The organism is Saprospiraceae bacterium (assembly GCA_016719615.1).
GTDB lineage: Bacteria > Bacteroidota > Bacteroidia > Chitinophagales > Saprospiraceae > Vicinibacter.
In genome coordinates, this window is record JADJYQ010000007.1 from 112,147 (window position 1) to 128,929 (window position 16,783).

General features: G+C 38.8%; 12 protein-coding genes. 3 read left to right on the forward strand and 9 right to left on the reverse strand.

Going from position 1 to position 16,783, the window contains the following annotated elements:
- Positions 1–194 precede the first annotated feature (194 nt).
- Both IPM92_15000 and IPM92_15005 read left to right on the forward strand, forming a co-directional pair.
- Entirely contained in the window at positions 195–1,238 is a 1,044-nt protein-coding gene (locus IPM92_15000) for a hypothetical protein (GenBank protein MBK9109635.1), read from the forward strand.
- A 37-nt stretch (positions 1,239–1,275) separates the two neighbouring features.
- Complete coding sequence (locus tag IPM92_15005) at positions 1,276–2,037, forward strand: FAD-dependent oxidoreductase (protein ID MBK9109636.1); 762 nt, start codon at positions 1,276–1,278, stop codon at positions 2,035–2,037.
- Between the two features lie 172 nt (positions 2,038–2,209).
- On the opposite strand, the gene IPM92_15010 is transcribed toward IPM92_15005, so the two are convergent.
- From IPM92_15010 to ruvA, 7 genes are all read right to left on the reverse strand, one after another.
- The gene (locus IPM92_15010) at positions 2,210–2,785 is read right to left on the reverse strand and encodes a DUF1211 domain-containing protein (GenBank protein ID MBK9109637.1); all 576 of its coding nucleotides are present in this window, start codon (positions 2,783–2,785) and stop codon (positions 2,210–2,212) included.
- Between the two features lie 6 nt (positions 2,786–2,791).
- Complete coding sequence (locus tag IPM92_15015) at positions 2,792–3,694, reverse strand: UDP-3-O-(3-hydroxymyristoyl)glucosamine N-acyltransferase (GenBank protein MBK9109638.1); 903 nt, start codon at positions 3,692–3,694, stop codon at positions 2,792–2,794.
- Positions 3,695–3,893: 199 nt separating this feature from the next.
- Entirely contained in the window at positions 3,894–4,403 is a 510-nt protein-coding gene (locus tag IPM92_15020; protein MBK9109639.1) for a thioredoxin family protein, read from the reverse strand.
- 378 nt (positions 4,404–4,781) lie between these two features.
- Positions 4,782–6,110 carry a T9SS type A sorting domain-containing protein gene (locus IPM92_15025; protein ID MBK9109640.1) on the reverse strand — a complete coding sequence of 443 codons (1,329 nt, stop codon included), beginning with the start codon at positions 6,108–6,110 and terminating at the stop codon, positions 4,782–4,784.
- Between the two features lie 59 nt (positions 6,111–6,169).
- On the reverse strand, positions 6,170–7,234 hold the full coding sequence (gene sprA / locus IPM92_15030) for a cell surface protein SprA (protein ID MBK9109641.1): 1,065 nt from the start codon (positions 7,232–7,234) through the stop codon (positions 6,170–6,172).
- Entirely contained in the window at positions 7,182–13,547 is a 6,366-nt protein-coding gene (gene sprA / locus IPM92_15035; protein ID MBK9109642.1) for a cell surface protein SprA, read from the reverse strand. Before sprA (IPM92_15035) ends, sprA (IPM92_15030) begins: the two co-directional genes overlap by 53 nt.
- Positions 13,548–13,627: 80 nt before the next feature.
- Complete coding sequence (gene ruvA / locus IPM92_15040; protein ID MBK9109643.1) at positions 13,628–14,221, reverse strand: Holliday junction branch migration protein RuvA; 594 nt, start codon at positions 14,219–14,221, stop codon at positions 13,628–13,630.
- A gap of 200 nt (positions 14,222–14,421) precedes the next feature.
- Between ruvA and IPM92_15045 the strand changes: the two genes are divergently transcribed.
- Positions 14,422–14,925 carry a DUF1761 domain-containing protein gene (locus IPM92_15045; GenBank protein MBK9109644.1) on the forward strand — a complete coding sequence of 168 codons (504 nt, stop codon included), beginning with the start codon at positions 14,422–14,424 and terminating at the stop codon, positions 14,923–14,925.
- A gap of 181 nt (positions 14,926–15,106) precedes the next feature.
- On the opposite strand, the gene IPM92_15050 is transcribed toward IPM92_15045, so the two are convergent.
- Positions 15,107–15,814 carry a UMP kinase gene (locus IPM92_15050; protein ID MBK9109645.1) on the reverse strand — a complete coding sequence of 236 codons (708 nt, stop codon included), beginning with the start codon at positions 15,812–15,814 and terminating at the stop codon, positions 15,107–15,109.
- A 117-nt stretch (positions 15,815–15,931) separates the two neighbouring features.
- Complete coding sequence (locus IPM92_15055; GenBank protein ID MBK9109646.1) at positions 15,932–16,768, reverse strand: elongation factor Ts; 837 nt, start codon at positions 16,766–16,768, stop codon at positions 15,932–15,934.
- Positions 16,769–16,783 lie beyond the last annotated feature (15 nt).

Below are 16,783 nucleotides of genomic sequence, written 5' to 3' on the forward strand. Positions count from 1 at the left end.
TCTGATTCCTAAATAGATTTGGTAAATCAGCATCATCCTTTTTGCCACTAAGACGCAAAGTCACAAAGGACCACAAAGTATAATAGATGGTTTGTTTGGCTTAGAAGAATCAATAGAAATTATAGCAAATTAATGGATATTATTAAACTGACAATTGTAGGATTCAGTTGTTTATCATCTATCATCCTTGATCCTTGATCCATCATCTATACTCCATCATCCTTAATCCATCATCTATACCCCATATTCCTTCTTCTCATATTGATTTTCCACATATATATAAATTTTCCTTATATTCGCCCCAATTACCTAAAACCTGGGCTATTAAGGCAGAATTTTACGCACGCGGCAAAGTCTTGTTGAGTTCGGAATATCTCGTACTCTTTGGTGCTAAGGCATTGGCATTGCCGTCGCGTCTGGGTCAGAAAATGAAGGTTCAAGAATTGAGCGGCTCAGAAATTCTTTGGAATGCTTATGATGCCCAAGGTAAGAAATGGTTTTCTGCAGAAATCGATTTGCTGGGTTTTGATGTCGTTGAATCGTCTGATCCCCAAACAGGCAAATATCTGCGCAAAATTTTAAAAGCCTGCTGCCAGAATAATTCTGAGTTTCTGTCCCATTGGAAAAAATATAAAGTTGACCACTACCTCGAATTTCCATTGGATTGGGGTCTTGGGTCGAGTTCAACGTTGATTTATAACATGGCCTTATGGGCTGATGTCAATCCCTACCATCTTTATTTTGATGTAGAGACTGGATCTGGTTATGATGTCGCATGTGCCGGGGCTTCGGGCCCTTTGCTATATGCTTTGGGTGATGGCGAAATAGATCTCGAACAAGTGGATTACAAACCCTCATTCAGCGATAAATTGTATTTCGTAGTCCTAAATCATAAAACGGATAGCCGGGAGGCTGTTGAAACTGCCAGGAAAAACAAACCGTCTAAAGACATCATCCAAAAAGCATCTGACCTGACTGAAAAAGTATTAGATCTTAAAAATCTAGAGCAGTTTGAAAATTGGATTCGCGACCACGAAAATTTAGTATCGGAATATCTTCAGATGGATAAAATCAAGGACCGATTATTCAGAGACTACTGGGGCGAAGTAAAATCTCTTGGCGCCTGGGGCGGCGATCTCGCACTCATCAGCAGCAACAAATCGCGGCAGGACACAGAAGCCTATTTTCAAAATAAGGGTTTTCAAAAACTCATCCCCTATTCTGAACTGGTATTGTAACCAATTTAGAATACCAATTGTTATAGTTCAAAAATTTATGCCACCAGCGATTTGGCATTCTTTAAAACTTCTTGAAAGCTTCAGAGACTCGGACAACACCAGACGGTTTATTTTCCAAACTGAAAGTCCTGAACCTATTAATTATGTTCCCGGACAATTCTTAACCTGCGATTTGCCCATTGGTGAAAAGAGATTACAGCGCTGGAGGAGCTACAGTATCGCGAATCGCTGCGACGAAACGCAACAAATTGAATTCTGCATTTCTTACAAAAAAGACGGTCCGGCCTCTGAATTTTTCTTTCATAAAATTCAGAAAGGAGATATCATAAAAGCCAAAGGTCCGGAAGGAACTTTCGTCCTTCCCCAAATGTCAGGTATGCAATTGGTGATGATTTGTACTGGAACCGGGCTCGCACCCTATCGGGCCATGTTACAGGAGATCCTTCAATCGGGTCATTCCTTTAGTTCTATTCATTTAATTTTTGGATGCAGGAAATCTGATGACATTCTCTTTCGCCATGAATGGTCACAATGGGCTAGCGGTATTCCCAACTTTTTTGCTACGATTTGCCTTTCTCGCGAAAACGAATTCAGTCCAAAAGATTTTAAGGGTATTCGTTTTATGAATTCCTATGTTCATGCAGCTTATTTGGAGTCTTTAGCCAGTAATACCCTTGATCGCGATAAAGCCCTTTTCATGCTTTGCGGATGGCAGGAAATGATCGACGAAGCCATTGCCAAATTGTATCTCGAACAAAAAATTCCAAGAGAACAGATTCGATTTGAATTATTTGGATAGGGAGATGGCTTTTAGGCTTTTAGGCTTTTAGGCTTTTAGGCTTTTAGGCTTTTAGGCTTTTAGGAATCAACTAGTACTAACGAATGTTAGTTCAATAAATTTCAACCATTTTTGAGTATTATACCATTTTCTTCGATTGGAAAAATTAAACAGCTTGGTACTTGAATTCATTCTACTTATACACCTTCTCAATATTCTTATCCGGTATCAGCCAAAGTATCGCAACTGCAAATACGAGTATACCTGAAATGAGTGGGTAAAAATAGGAGGCCAGTAATGCGAGGGTATAGGCCAAGAGAGATATTTGACCTTTTTGATTTTGCATCTTATGGGCTTTTGTAAATTCGTCCGGATGCAAATGGTGTTTGACTACAAGCGTTTGTAAAATATAATATGCAAATGCACACATTAGCAACATGAGGCAATATAAAGCCACGGTATTTTCTGCAAAATGATTTTCTCCCATCCATGCGGTTGCAAATGGAATCAATGAAAGCCAAAACAATAAATTCAAATTCGCCAGCATGATTCCTGAAGTAATTTTATTCATGCTGTGCAGGAGGTGATGATGGTTGCCCCAGTAAATTCCTATGTATGCGAAGCTGATGGCATAAGAAATAAAAATCGGCCACAGAGCCATCAGGTCGCTCCAGGAAGATCCATGTGGTACTTTCATTTCTAAAACCATAATGGTGATGATGATGGCAAGTACGCCATCACTGAAAGCTTCTAATCGCGTTTTCGTCATGGTTGATCAGGTTTTTATTTTTGCAGGGCTACCCATGTAAATTCCGGGTACATCGAGATCCTTAGTAACTAATGCACCCATACCAATCGTGACCCCGGAAACAATTTTGAGTCCATCCCGAAGTGTTGCTGAAGGTGCAATCCAACAATGATCACCCAGCTCAGTACTTCCGCCAATTAAAACATTGGCAATGACCAGACAGTTTTTACCCAATTTCACATTGTGGGCCACATGGACGAGATTATCAATCTTACTGTTTGCACCAATTATTGTATTCCCAAGTGTTCCTCTGTCTATGCAAGTATTGGAGCCGATTTCAACATCATCTTCCAGTATGACTCCTCCCAAATGCGGAAATTTGATATAATTTCCATCCAATGCTTTCGAATATCCAAATCCATCAGATCCTATGGTCGTGTGGCTTTTGATTAAAACGCGTTTGCCAATAATGCTTTGATCGTGAATGACACAATGACTATGTATCATACAACCGTCTCCGATGGTACATTTGCCAATCACACAATATGCACCAATCGAAACATCTGATCCAATTTGGGCCTCTTCATTAATGATCGCTGTAGGATGAACGCCCGCTAATACTTTAGGAACAAATAATTTATTTAAAATACAAATAAACGTTTCTTTGGGAGCATCCGTGAGAATTATCGTCTGTTGGCTCCGAGGCTGCAATAGCGCTTCCAATGAAGTGTGTGCTATGATTAAATTCGATGTTAAGGTCTTGATAGATTCAGGATCTTTAGCTTTAGCAGCACCAAGCCAAATCAAACTGTCGCAATCGCCGGAATCGATATTTTTAACATTTGTAAAAGCAATGTTAGCAGGATTGCCTAAAATATGATGATCATAAATGAGGCAGTCTTCAATATCCGGGTATTTGAATGTATTCATGAATTCTTATCGCTTGTTATGAGGTCCTCTGTTATTTATCACTTCAGTCCCGAAAATAAGCAATATTTCCATGCTTCAGCAAGGATTCAACAGGCTTAAAAAATAATAGCTAAAAAAAGGAACTTAATTCTCTTTTTTTTGAAATTGCGTTCTTGCCTTAAAATTTCAATTTCAGGATTAGGTAAACTGCAAGTGTTATTTAGGACTTCTTGCGTTTAGACAACATTTCGTTGACTCCATCCGTAAACTCTTTTGAAGTAGGCGTATACCCCGTTTTACCCAAAGCATTAAAACTGTATTGGTTGGTCTTTTTATCTTTTTCAATATCGAATAGATACACAGTAGGGTAACCTCTCACACCAAAAGACTGTTGGAGGTTTGCATTCTGAGTCCGGATATTATCGGGAATTGAAAAAGATCTTGGAAAATCAAGTTCCAATAAAATGACATTCTTTTTCGCCCATGTTTTAAATTCATCCTTTACAAAAACGGCCGCAGACAATCTTTTACACCATCCACACCAGTCGGATCCTGTAAAATTTGCCAATATGGGTTTTCCCGTCTTTTTTGATAAGGCATAGGCTTCATCAAGATTTACCAGCCAGCCTTCATGTGTAGCTTTGTAGGGGCCTGGTTTTGCATTTGTTTGAGAATGGCTTAATTGGCTGAAGAATAAAAGTCCGCCAAAGATCAAAAGGTATAATTTCATTTTTTTAGTTATTCGGTTTACAAAAATCATTTAAGCTAGCAAATTTATGCATGTTAAAATAAAAAAACAGCATTATTCGAATTCGGTTTAAATCTCTTTGAAATTAAGTCCTTTTTTTTTGAATGAATAAAGGAGTTTTTGAAAAAAAAGTTTAAAAAACATCTGTTTTGTACAACAAAATCTTCTAAATGGCCCAAATTTAGGCCAATTTCATATAATTTGAGTGCTCATTGGGCAAATTATACCAATCATTAAAACTTTGTTAAAAATCAAATCCTGGTACTAAAGACCGTTTATGTGCTTAAAGCAAAGAATCCATACTCCAGCTCTTCCTAAAATATAATTCAATGTTATTTGAATGTATAAATCTTCCGGACCTCAAATAAAAATAAACTTCTTTAATATAAATTGTCCGCTCGAATTACTCAATTTCAAAAGATACAAACCACTATTCAAATCCTTGCGATCTATGGTTGCAATTTCTTGAAACCATGATTTACGCACAATCTGCCCTCTGTCGTTCAGTAATTGATATTCATCATAGTGCCGGGATCGAATTCTGACAAAATTCTCTGCCGGAATGGGAAAAACAACAGCTAAAGGATCGGATTCTTCTTCAATTGCGGTCACAGATTCTGAAATAACTGTTATTCGCCAACTGCTTTTGTTTTGTTGATCATCTACATTCCGCATACCCATTCTCAATCTACCGGTACCTGGATCCGGGCCGGTAAAAATATCAACAATGAATTCCATTTGTTGGCCGGGTTCTAAACTAATTTGAGTGCTGTCTACATTTGCAGGGTAACATACATCCAGACAAATACTCGATGACCAATTGGCCGGCAAATCATTGAGCAATCGCTTAATTTCAATTTTAGCTTTGGAGTTTCCTGTGTTAGTTAGGGTCCCTGAAACGTAAGCAACGCCATTTACCTGAGCATTAACAACTGTATCTGTTTTAATTTCGAAAGTAAAAGTGGAAATACCCTGTTGAATGCTATCACAGACAGCTGAAGGATTTAAAAATTTCTGAAGATCGCAAATCATATCATCGGGATCTCTATCAAACCACGCATGCTTAATTTTTACGCGTCCATCGACATCAATAAGTGTAGCATTATTTGGGGCCGGACCATAATGATACCACCATTCATTACATGGGCCATCCACTAAAATGGGGACATCAATTTTATATTCCAGCAATAAATCTTCAATAACCCGAATGCGCTCACCGTATGTTTTAGGCTGGCGATATAATATTCCGCCATTAATATTTTGTTGACCTGTGTTTACTCGACCAAAATAAGGGCTGATGTCTGTTTCGGGGTGCGCTTCAACTGTGTACACGATGGCTATTTCAATTTGATCTTTAAACATGGCTTGAAGGGTATTGATTTCAGAAATTTTACCCCTGAAGACCGGACAAGTATAACTTGAAGAGATCAGCAACACCGGCTTCCCCTTTTGAAGAATTTCAGACAATCTGAAATATCCTCCAAGATTATTTAATAAAGCAAAATCATGCACGGTATCCAGCAACTGATACCCACTTTCTTCAAAATTGCCGAGATAATTCTGAATCGGGCAAATACTATCTGTAAAGGCAGGTAATTTATTTAATCCTATAAACGGCTTGAGCTGGATTTGAGCTTGAAGGCCCCAGCTGAATCCAATCAATAAAAAACAAATGGCCAGTTTTTGCATGACTTTTTTGAATTGGACTAAATCCAGACCTCATGGTTTAATCAGAAATTCATTCTCCTCTAATTCAATGTATATTGTACATTCAGACCTCCATTGATGCGCACGTCCTTAAATTGGCTTAGAACATACGGAATGGTTTTCCGGTAATCCACAAACACGCGAATGTTTAGGTTTTTACTCATGCTATATTTGATGGCAGGAGTAAAACTGATCTGTTTGGAACCACTATTGGCTTGAGCATTTACATTGGCATCCAACCTGTGAATTTTAGTAATATTATCGTTGATCCCAAAATCAAAACTGATTTCCAGATCATTGCCCTTCGGATTATTAATATTAGCATCCGGGTCCTGATCTTCATCATCAGCCTTTTTCTTTTTCTTCTTTGTTTTCTTAGGCGGTTTATAATCTTTATTTAAAGCTTTCATACCTGGCAGCCAGGATAGAAAAACATCTTTGATGATATAACCCATTTTGATGGTATAGGTCGTTGCTTTTGTTTCAAGCAATTGTCCGTCAATTCCGTTGCGAAGATTTAAATTTCTGTTCTTGTTGTAATCCAGTCCAAGCTCCATGCCTGCCTTGGTCTTTATATTCACACCAACGAGTGGTGCAAATTGTTCGCTGATGACGAGTTCGGGAACTTCATACCGGGCATGATATGAAGCGCGATCGTCGTTACCTCTTCTGGAAAGGGGTAATTCATTTGCATCTATGCGATAATCGAGATTGCTTTTAAAACTATTGATCGTCAATGTATTCTTATAAGCATGTCGGATGCTGAAATCCTGAAATATGTCTTTAAGTCCACTTAATTTACTCAAACCATTATAGCTAACTTGCCAATTCGGCAGTGGAAAAGTTTCAAATAGATCCAGTCCAACTTTATTGGGGTCCTTATTTGTATAAGCTGCAAAAAATGCAGGTGTTACGACATCAATGTGGTCGCCCTGAAATCCATCGCGATAATCGGGATTTGTCGGACTCAAATTTTTGATCCCCAAGCGATCTGCTACTCGCTGAGAAACAATGGGCCGTGCATCGCTGAAACGCCTGAATACATCATCAATGTCACTGTTGAATATGGTTTGTAATGAAATATAAGATAAAGCTAAGTTGCCCATTTTCAAAAGGCGTAAAATGTTGGAATCCCAAAGTATTCGTGCCTATAATACTGTCGTATTTAAAAGTCTCCGAAATATCTTTCGTGTATGTTCTGTCCACATTTAAATCAATGCTAAAATCTTTTACGGGTTCGACTTTAAATTTAAAACTGAGCGTATTTGAATTTTTTTGCAACATTTCCTTGTTGAAAAAACAATTGTCAGAAATCCAGCCCTTTTCTGCAGCTTTATCCAACCAGCCACCTTTTCGAAAATCAGGTTGACCACCTGTTATAAAACTAAATCCGGGTGCATCAAATCCCGAACTCAATCCTAAGAGTTCCGGTCTTTCCATAAAACCCGGAATGGTGGTTCCTTTATTTTCAGCATAACTCATTTGCATTCGTTTCAGCATAGTTATTGGCGTAAGTGCTGCCTGAATCCAGGGATTGGGTTTATCAGATTTTGTTTTCTTTTTGTCTTTTGACTTTTCATCTTTCTTGGGATCCGCCTGGTTGCGCACGGAAGGTCTGAATCGACCTGTTGATGCACTTTCACCGCTATATTTTTTCAGAAATGCAGACTTATTGATTAATGTCGAAAAATTAATTTCTCCGGTGATGCTAATACTTTGTGTATTGGTAATAACAGATCCAAGTGAATCAATAGAATTAATCGAACCTCCAGCCCAATTAAAGCTCGAAGTATATTGGGTGCGAATCGTGACAAAGTCTAATAAAGGAAATAATTTTGTTGGTAATTGATAGGCAATTGTAAAATTGTGACGGTAGTCCTTGGTGCGCCCGAATGATTTTAAATTGTCTCTGAGAAATCTGCCGCGTTCACTGGCCTCCACTTCCTGATCTGTCAAAGGGTTCACATAAGCCTGTCGCAGAGGATTAAAAGTTATTTCATCAACAGCTGCTTCATTCTTCGCACTAAAATTGAGTTTTATGGACTTGGTAAGATCCCAATTCAAAGTATAATCGCGGGTCCATGCAAATTTGCGATCCTCCCAGGTACTATACTTCGGATCCGCAAATCGATAGGTTCGGGTTGCAGCTTTCCGGTTCAGATTATTTCTAACGGAAATTGAATTCGGAATTGGATTAAAATTAAAATCTCCAATAAACTTCAACAGCGGACTCGTGACAATTTTCTTAAAAGGTTCTATGTATTTCGGCGTAAGTGAATAATTATAATCGAGACCGCCTTGTTGACTTTTTAATTCGTCTTTGGATATGATAGGGTTATGTTTATTAGCTACAGAAACGGAATAACTCACCGAAAAATTGGAGATATCCCAGGGTTTAGGTTTGCCGCTCCCCTTTCTTTCTTTGCGCACATTATTGAATGCTATACTCTTGATCTCAGAGAAATCAATTGCCCGATCGCGAATAGAATCTTTTTGTGCCTGGCTTGAAGCAGCTTTAACTTTGTCTTTAAGTTCTATATCCGTATCGTTTGGATCGTATTGTGGGGTCAATGTTGTATTTGAATATTGCAAGGCCATTGGAATTTTTATACCTACACTTTGAGGTAAAAATTTATCCAAAGAAATATTCATCCCGGCATCCAATTGTACCGTTTCATAAGTCGCGCGTTGGTCCAATTTCTGGTCAATACCACCCCAGCCAACGGAGGCGTAATTTCCGGCTACACTTATATTTCCTAAATCAGCTAATTGCATTTCCGCGCGCACCTGTGCTGCCACGCCACCTTTTTCTTCTAAGCCGGACAATCGCAATTCATTAAACCAGACTTCAAGATCTTCTACAGTTTCTTTACTCTTATTTCGAAAACCCAGCAATACACCTCTCACCAAACCTATGGTTGGATTTCCAACAACTTTTACCGTGTTTTTGGGTTTTTCAGGATCGGGTTTAGAATAGGCTCCAAAATCTGGTACTACATTATTTCTTTCCGTTTTCAAATCCAATAAGAGTTGCAAGGGAAAATCAAATTCATTATCTTTTAACCAAATGGAATCTCTTTGATCAAAATGTTGCTCATCCGAAAAACGCAATGGAATTTCATATTCGTAATAATTATCTGTAAAATCTTTTCCTAATCTGATGAAAACACAAAGTCCATCGTTGTCTTTGGATTTCAAAGATTCCCCATGAACGAACATTTTCAATCTTTTATATTTGCGAATATCGAGGTCTATAATTTTATAAACAGATTGCGAGCAATTGGCTTTGAGGTCCTCCTTTCTCAACAAGATCGAAGATTCATTTTGCGGTATATCTGCAAATTGTGAACTGTAGAAACGCTCTCTTTGAATTCCAGGCGGCGTTGTATAATTAAACGGTGTCTTTCCGGCATTTTCTTCGATATCCACTTTATCGAGAATCAAAACTTTGTTTCCGGCATCTATTCCATCACATACATCTTCAAATTTCCGCCAGGCATTTCGGCCTAATTGAAATTTAATAAATCTGAAAGTAACCGTTTTATCAAATCCGGCAAATAACATACGCATGCTTTGAATAGATCTAAAATCCTGGATCTCACCTATTTTGCCTGTGTGCGATCTGACTGGTATTCTAAAGCGATACCATACTTCATCATCCAAAAGTCCAGGTACTTTTACGATCACTGTGTCTGTGATAAAATTATCGAGTGAAGCCGGATCGAATGCTATTTTATTGTCCGGTGTTCTATTTAATGGAATTTCATAATTGTAATACGATTCAATTTCATTGAGTGATTTATCAAAGTTGATATCTTCCTGATCGGGATAACCGGTATAAGCAGTAGATTGTATATTTCCTGTTTCAATTTGTGCATTTCCCTCCGGCATATTGTATCTTTTGTATTTATCTGTAACCGGAATGTTGGGTGCAAAGGTATTGGAGCGGTAAGAAGTATAATCATCGTTAGCAGGATCTCTGGCAAGCTCTGCAAATGCGGTTGGATTCAGGAAGTTTTGTTGTTGAGCAATGTAATTTGCATAAAACGTATTTTCATCTTTATCGAAATTTGACGAAACACTATTTAATCCATCATAACCTAAGTCTTGCCTTTCGCGATTATTGATATCAAAACTACTTGTGATAGGAGGGAAACGGCTGATCTTTCCAAAAACTGAAGGGTCTGTCAATAAATTCAAATCAGGAGTTGGCAGGCCATGTTCAAATTGTTGTTTACCATCCTTAAAAATATCTTCTGAAAAATTTCCAAGCTGTATGTATAATTTTCCATTTCCCGTTACCGGATCTGAAGGATCTGCTTTTGGTAAAAACGGATTCAGCAACCAGAAATCAATGTATTCGACATTGTTGGCTTCAAAATCATTGGTATTCAGACGAGTCATCAGCCCTGCCCATCTGGTTTCAGGCTGCAAGAGTTTGTGATCCCGGTCGATACCGGCAGTGCTAACTCCACCAAATGTAGAATCAATTGCCATCAAACCACCATTCACATCAAAATTATAAGGACCTTTTTCTTCCGGATAATAAGTCATGTCAAACGTCAACTCCGTACTAAATCCGATAGGTCTTTGCTTGTTCGGAAAAATTTCAATTTCATCTACCAATCTCGTGTAGTGATTATTTGGATTGAGGGTACTTACTCTGGCAAAATCGTCAATGCGGTACCAGGATAATAAGGCCCGATTGGCATTGCTGATGACGTTATCATAAAGTCCGGATCCCTGAAAAGGCTTATCGTTGATTCCTTGTGGCGCACTCGCCAGGACCCATTGAGAAACATTGAAACCCAAGCCTATTCCCGAAGATGCACCTTCAAAATCATCGATGTAAACGACACCACCTTCGCTTCCTTGTTGATTGATGGTATTGGAGTGACCTGGCAATAACGCGGCGCCCTCAGCTTCCAACTTCCAGGAGGATACTTCCTTGGTAGCATAAAACGGAAGCTTATCTAAGATGCGCGTCATCCAGGGTGCTTTTTTTGCGATGTTAAAATCCAGGCCAACAATTCTGTTGTTAATTGGATCTTCGCCAATGTTCACTTTTTCTGTAAAGGGTTTTTCAAATAAATGCATATAGGTTGCACCTACAGACCAGTCTTTTCTTTTAGAATATTCGGCTCTTAAGCCGATCATGGTTTTTGTTTGGAAACTGAACAAAGCGCTATCTTCAAAATCAACATTAATAGGTACTCCCGATTGCAATAAGGCTTCATTGAGGATCGTCACCTTCCCGAGATTGCGATCTACGATATAATCAGATCCCTCAACTAACGATCGTGAGCCTGCGCTGACAACAACGCGGGCATTGGGATCCAGATTAAAAGTGTTGAGTGATATTTCGTTTGATTTACCGGATTTATAAGATCCTTTGATGACAAATTGATTGGATTTCAACTCTCGTCGCGCAGCGGTAATGGAGACATCATATAAAGCGGTGTATTTATATTTATCATAAATTTCTTTTGTCCGCACGCTGTCTTTGATCACATTGGAGAGAAGTTTATACAGAGAAGAACCGAAGGGTTCCAACACCGGAAAAATTACAGCCCCACTTGCAGGGATCACCGTTTGTCCGGGTATAAAATCAAACACACCATCCGGTTGGGGGTCATTGGATTTATTCAAAAAATCCATTCTGAATAAATTCAATAAAGGAAAGCCATCTATTTCCTGGATGTAGCGTTTAGATTTGCCATCGCGGTCTTCGTAATAAATATCCATGGTAAAATCGTCCGGATTCAGATTAAAACCACCCGTTGGATAAACGTTTTTCATCATCTGCCGGTAGGAAGGTAAGTCCGTGCGCTGTGCAGATGATTTCAGCATCTTCACGAAAATGACTTTATAATTTAAGGAGTCCGATTTTACTTCTGAAGTAAATTCTCCCACTTTATAGGTTGCTCCGGAACGCGGATCGATATCCCTGCCATTTTGTAAATAATGATAAGCAACAGCCAATACCTGATTGGGTCTTGGTCTGAGACGCAAAGAAATGAATCCTAGATCTGCGTGGTAAGTATATTCATTCTGATTTAATCTTCTCGCTCTTACTTTTTCAAAATCTCTACCTTGTTTCAGATTTAAGCCGGCAGGATTTGATAAAATGCGCACGACTTTATTGAGGTCTCGTGCTTCCGGGTTTTCGAGAATTTTATCTAATAATGTGTTGGAAGTATTTGAAGGAACTTCAACCCCGGCTTTATCTTTGGAAATGGCTCTTCCCGGTAAAAAAGTCAATGCGGCTGAATCGCCCATATCAAATTGATCAGGGGTTGAAATGCCAAGATCAGCCAATGCAACGATATCGCGCAACTCTGTTTCCCGGCTATTTTGAGCGTCTTCGGTGATCCAAACTTCAATATCTTTTACTTTAAACTGACTATTGATTTCCGGAAGTTTTTCCAATGCAAATTCATAGGTACTCCGGTTGTAAGTGCTTAGAAAAAAATGTCTGTTTTCATCGTAACCATCGGGTCTGATTTCAAATTCCTGTACTACGCCTCCACCTTTAACCTCTATGTTTTCCTGTTTCGATTTTTGCTGAGAGATCAAACCGGTCAATCGCAAATAGCCGAATTGCCAATCTGTTTTGAAACCGAAAAGATTTTGACTACCCTGGATCAATTTTGTACGAAGCGGTAAACTTACATTTCCCGCTTCTATTTTTTTAATGATATCGTCTTCCGAAAATTTTTCGGAATCGTAAGCAAGTTTTAATTTATTTTCAAAATCAAATGCTGCTTTGGTATCGTAATTGGCATTCAATTTTAATTTATCACCAATGCTTCCAGTCAAGTCCATTCGGATATCTGTATCGAAATCGGGACCCCATTGTCTTTTCTGATAATCCTGCAACTGGGGGTTGTCAGTAAAATTGTAATAACCGCCTACAAAAAAACCGATAGAACCCTGCGGTTTGATGTCAATACCAAAACCACCAAATAATTTATCAGCCAGGTTCTTTTTTAAATCAATTTTTGTAATGGGATCGATGAGGTCGCCATAAGTTTTTTTACCGGTAGAAATACCAGCCAGATCTTTATAATACTCTTTGTCTTGTTGCCTAGCTTTAAATTTTAAGAATTCATCAAAACTTAAGGTGGTGCCGGGTCTGTATTCCAAATCGCCGACTTTTTCGGTAACTTTAAAGCTGTTGGTCTCAGGGTCGTACTCAATGTCCTGTTCGATTGAATTCGGATCTTTTAAATCAAAAGGATTGTTTCTCGGATTCTCTACAAAATTGCCCGGGCGATCTTTTAATGGAATGGTATCCTGAATACTTGTTAAAGGTTTTTCATTCCAATCCGGAATATGACGTCCTCCAGCTGCATAAACAGCGCTGAACATGCATGCTGCTATGAAAGCTGTTAAAAACAAGTTACCCAATTTATTCATAAATTCTTTAAAATCTTCCATAAGAAAAAACCGTCAGGATATAACGACAAAAAAGTATATAAGGTATTTGATGGGCGTGATTAGGCCAATTTTTTTAATGCTGCTTTGATGATTTGTTCCAGACTGATCTCGGGATCTTTCAATTCTATCAAATCTTTAAAAACCTGGTCAATAGCAGGTTTACCAAAGCCAAGAGCGACCAATGCAGAAATGGCTTCTGACTTCATTCGTTGAGGTGAAGCTACACCTGGTAAACTGGATTCAGCAAAACCTTCTTTGCTGATTTTGTCATGTAAATCGATGAGAATTCGCTGTGCGGTTTTAGGACCCACGCCTTTAATTTTTCTAAAAACCAATTCATCTCGAAGGGCTATGGCTGCTTTAATGGCATCTGGCTCCATGGAAGAAAGGATAAGCCGGGCTGTATTGGGACCTACTCCATTAACAGATATGAGATGGATAAAAAGTTGCCTTTCCGTTTCCGAAGAAAATCCATAGAGATAATGTCCATCTTCTTTAATGATCAAATGCGTCAATAGATATCCCTCACCCGTAGGAGCAATATTGGAATAAGTGTAAAGGCTGATGAAAATCTGGTAGGCTACACCCGAAGTTTCGATCACCGCAAAAGTTGGGTGTCTCTCCAATATTTTACCACGAATTGAATAAATCATCGAGTTTTAAATCTTTGCGTAAAATTAATTATTTATAGGTAAATATAGCAATATGTTGATTTTATATATTATATTAATTAAAATACAAATGGCCGACCCACTGTTTTCACCATACTTTAATAACTTTATTTTCCAATCGGCTTGCTTTAAAAGTAAGCGATTGGGTTCAAACACATTTATCAACTTTTAAATTTTAAAGAATGGAAATCAATTGGCTTGTTGTAATTGGAGCAGGAGTAATTCCCCTCATCACTGGATTTATTTGGTATCATAAAAGTGTATTTGGCAATGCCTGGATGCAAATGACAGGTATGACTGAAGAGAAAGCCAACCAGTCGAATATGGCGCTGGTATTTGGCTTGACATTTTTATTCGGCATTTTTCTGGCTTTATCGATGTTATCCATGACGATCCATCAGATGGGCATTATGTCAACTTTAATGAATGTACCCGGATTCGGACAGGAAGGGAGTGAAGTAGACCTCTATTTCAAGGATTTCCTCGCCAAATATGGAAATGAGTTCCGCACTTTTAAACATGGAGCACTTCATGGTGTGATTGGAGGCTTATTCATAGCATTACCGATTATTGCAGTTAATGCACTTTTCGAACAAAAAAGCTGGAAATACATTGCGATTAATGTAGGTTACTGGATGCTTACCATGGCTTTAATCGGTGGCGTCGTTTGTGCCTGGGGAGCGTAAGAAAGCTTAAAGACTGAAGCTGAAAAGCTTAAAGCCTTGTTATGTGGTATTTTTTTTGATGAATTGAAAATCGATGCCCATGAATAAACATAAAAAGCTTTAAGCTTTTGGCTCCCGACAACATCAAGTTATTTTTAAGAAAAGACATCTCAATGTCGGGATAGCTTTAAGCTTCTAACTGTTAAGAAACTAGCGTGCCCACATTTTCCCCACGAATGATGCGTTCAAAATTGGATGGTTGATTGACATCAAACACGATAATTGGTGTATGATTTTCTTTGCACATCGTAAAGGCGGTCATATCCATAACTTTCAAGCCTTGGGAAATCACTTCATCGAAGCTAAGTTTATCGTACCGCGTCGCATCCGGATACTTGAGTGGGTCTTTCGTATAGATTCCATCTACCCGGGTGCCTTTTAAGATGACATCTACATTGAGCTCACTCGCGCGAAGCGCTGCTGCAGAATCTGTTGTAAAATAAGGGTTTCCGGTACCTGCTGCAAAGATGATAACCCGCCCTTTTTCTAAATGCCTGATGGCCCGACGCCGTATGTAAGGTTCTGCAATTTGTCGCATTTCTATGGCAGTGATAAGCCGCGTGTAGACGCCAATTATTTCAAGCGCACTTTGCAAGGCCATGCCATTAATACATGTGGCTAACATTCCCATATAATCCCCTTGTACGCGTTCGATACCGGATCCTTCTCCATCCATGCCCCGAAAAATATTACCACCTCCAATGACAACGGCCAATTGTATTTTATGATCAACTGCCATTTTGATTTGCTGTGCATAATAATGCAACATTTTGGGCTCTATGCCATAAGCTTGTTCGCCCATGAGGGCTTCGCCGCTCAATTTCAGTAAGATCCTTTTATATGCACTCATTTTCAAAAATGGGTTGATGTCGTTACCTATTTGAAATCCTGATTTTCAGACTTCATTTGTTCACAATATGCCAAAAAAAAGGCGAATGATCAATCATTCGCCTTTCAAATTTTTCTTTTATCCTAATTTGACATGTCTGAATCCCGAAACGGTCAACTCTTTGTCAAAATTTTTCAAATAAGCTGCTATCGTCAGACTACCGTCTTTGACAAACTGCTGATGTAAAAGTGTACTTTCCTTGTAAAATTTTTCCAATTTGCCCATTGCAATTTTTTCAAGCATGGCTTCCGGTTTACCTTCTGCGCGGGCTTGTTCTTTTCCGATTTCAATTTCTTTTTCAATAACACTTGGATCCACATCGCCCTTATCCAATGCTAGTGGCTTCATCGCAGCGATTTGCATGGCGACATCTTTTCCGGCATCAGTAAACGCATCGGATGCTTTGTTAAGTCCTACCAAAACTCCGGCTTTGTTGCCCATGTGAATATAACTTTCAACCTGGGGCGCTTCCAACTTTTCGTAATTGCTGACTTCTATTTTCTCGCCGATGGCTGCTACCATATCGGTGACTTTTTCACCAATCTTTACATTTCCTTCATAGGTTTGTGCCAACAGGTCTTCCAGACTTGCAGGATAGGCATCCAAAGCAATATCTGCTATTCGTTTTGCTGTTTGAATGAAATCTTCATTTTTAGAAACAAAATCCGTCTCACTGGAAAGTTTAATGACAATTCCTTTGGTTTTGGAATCATTTACTTTGGCGATTACGGCTCCTTCTTTGGCTTCGCGATCTGCGCGCTTCAAGGAAAGTTTTTGTCCTTTTTTTCTGAGAATTTCTATGGCTTTTTCGAAATCTCCTTCTGCTTCAGTGAGGGCAGCTTTGCAGTCCATCATTCCGGCTCCTGTAGAATCTCTCAGATTCTTAACATCTGCTGCTGATAATGTAAAACTCATAATGTAATTATTAAA

What these genes read in the sequence shown, in the direction of transcription:
- IPM92_15005 (MBK9109636.1), top strand. Translation starts at nt 1,276, where the DNA reads ATGCCACCAGCGATTTGGCATTCTTTAAAACTTCTTGAAAGCTTCAGA.
- IPM92_15010 (MBK9109637.1), bottom strand. Translation starts at nt 2,785, where the DNA reads ATGACGAAAACGCGATTAGAAGCTTTCAGTGATGGCGTACTTGCCATC.
- IPM92_15015 (MBK9109638.1), bottom strand. Translation starts at nt 3,694, where the DNA reads ATGAATACATTCAAATACCCGGATATTGAAGACTGCCTCATTTATGAT.
- IPM92_15020 (MBK9109639.1), bottom strand. Translation starts at nt 4,403, where the DNA reads ATGAAATTATACCTTTTGATCTTTGGCGGACTTTTATTCTTCAGCCAA.
- IPM92_15025 (MBK9109640.1), bottom strand. Translation starts at nt 6,110, where the DNA reads ATGCAAAAACTGGCCATTTGTTTTTTATTGATTGGATTCAGCTGGGGC.
- sprA (MBK9109641.1), bottom strand. Translation starts at nt 7,234, where the DNA reads ATGGGCAACTTAGCTTTATCTTATATTTCATTACAAACCATATTCAAC.
- sprA (MBK9109642.1), bottom strand. Translation starts at nt 13,547, where the DNA reads ATGAATAAATTGGGTAACTTGTTTTTAACAGCTTTCATAGCAGCATGC.
- ruvA (MBK9109643.1), bottom strand. Translation starts at nt 14,221, where the DNA reads ATGATTTATTCAATTCGTGGTAAAATATTGGAGAGACACCCAACTTTT.
- IPM92_15045 (MBK9109644.1), top strand. Translation starts at nt 14,422, where the DNA reads ATGGAAATCAATTGGCTTGTTGTAATTGGAGCAGGAGTAATTCCCCTC.
- IPM92_15050 (MBK9109645.1), bottom strand. Translation starts at nt 15,814, where the DNA reads ATGAGTGCATATAAAAGGATCTTACTGAAATTGAGCGGCGAAGCCCTC.
- IPM92_15055 (MBK9109646.1), bottom strand. Translation starts at nt 16,768, where the DNA reads ATGAGTTTTACATTATCAGCAGCAGATGTTAAGAATCTGAGAGATTCT.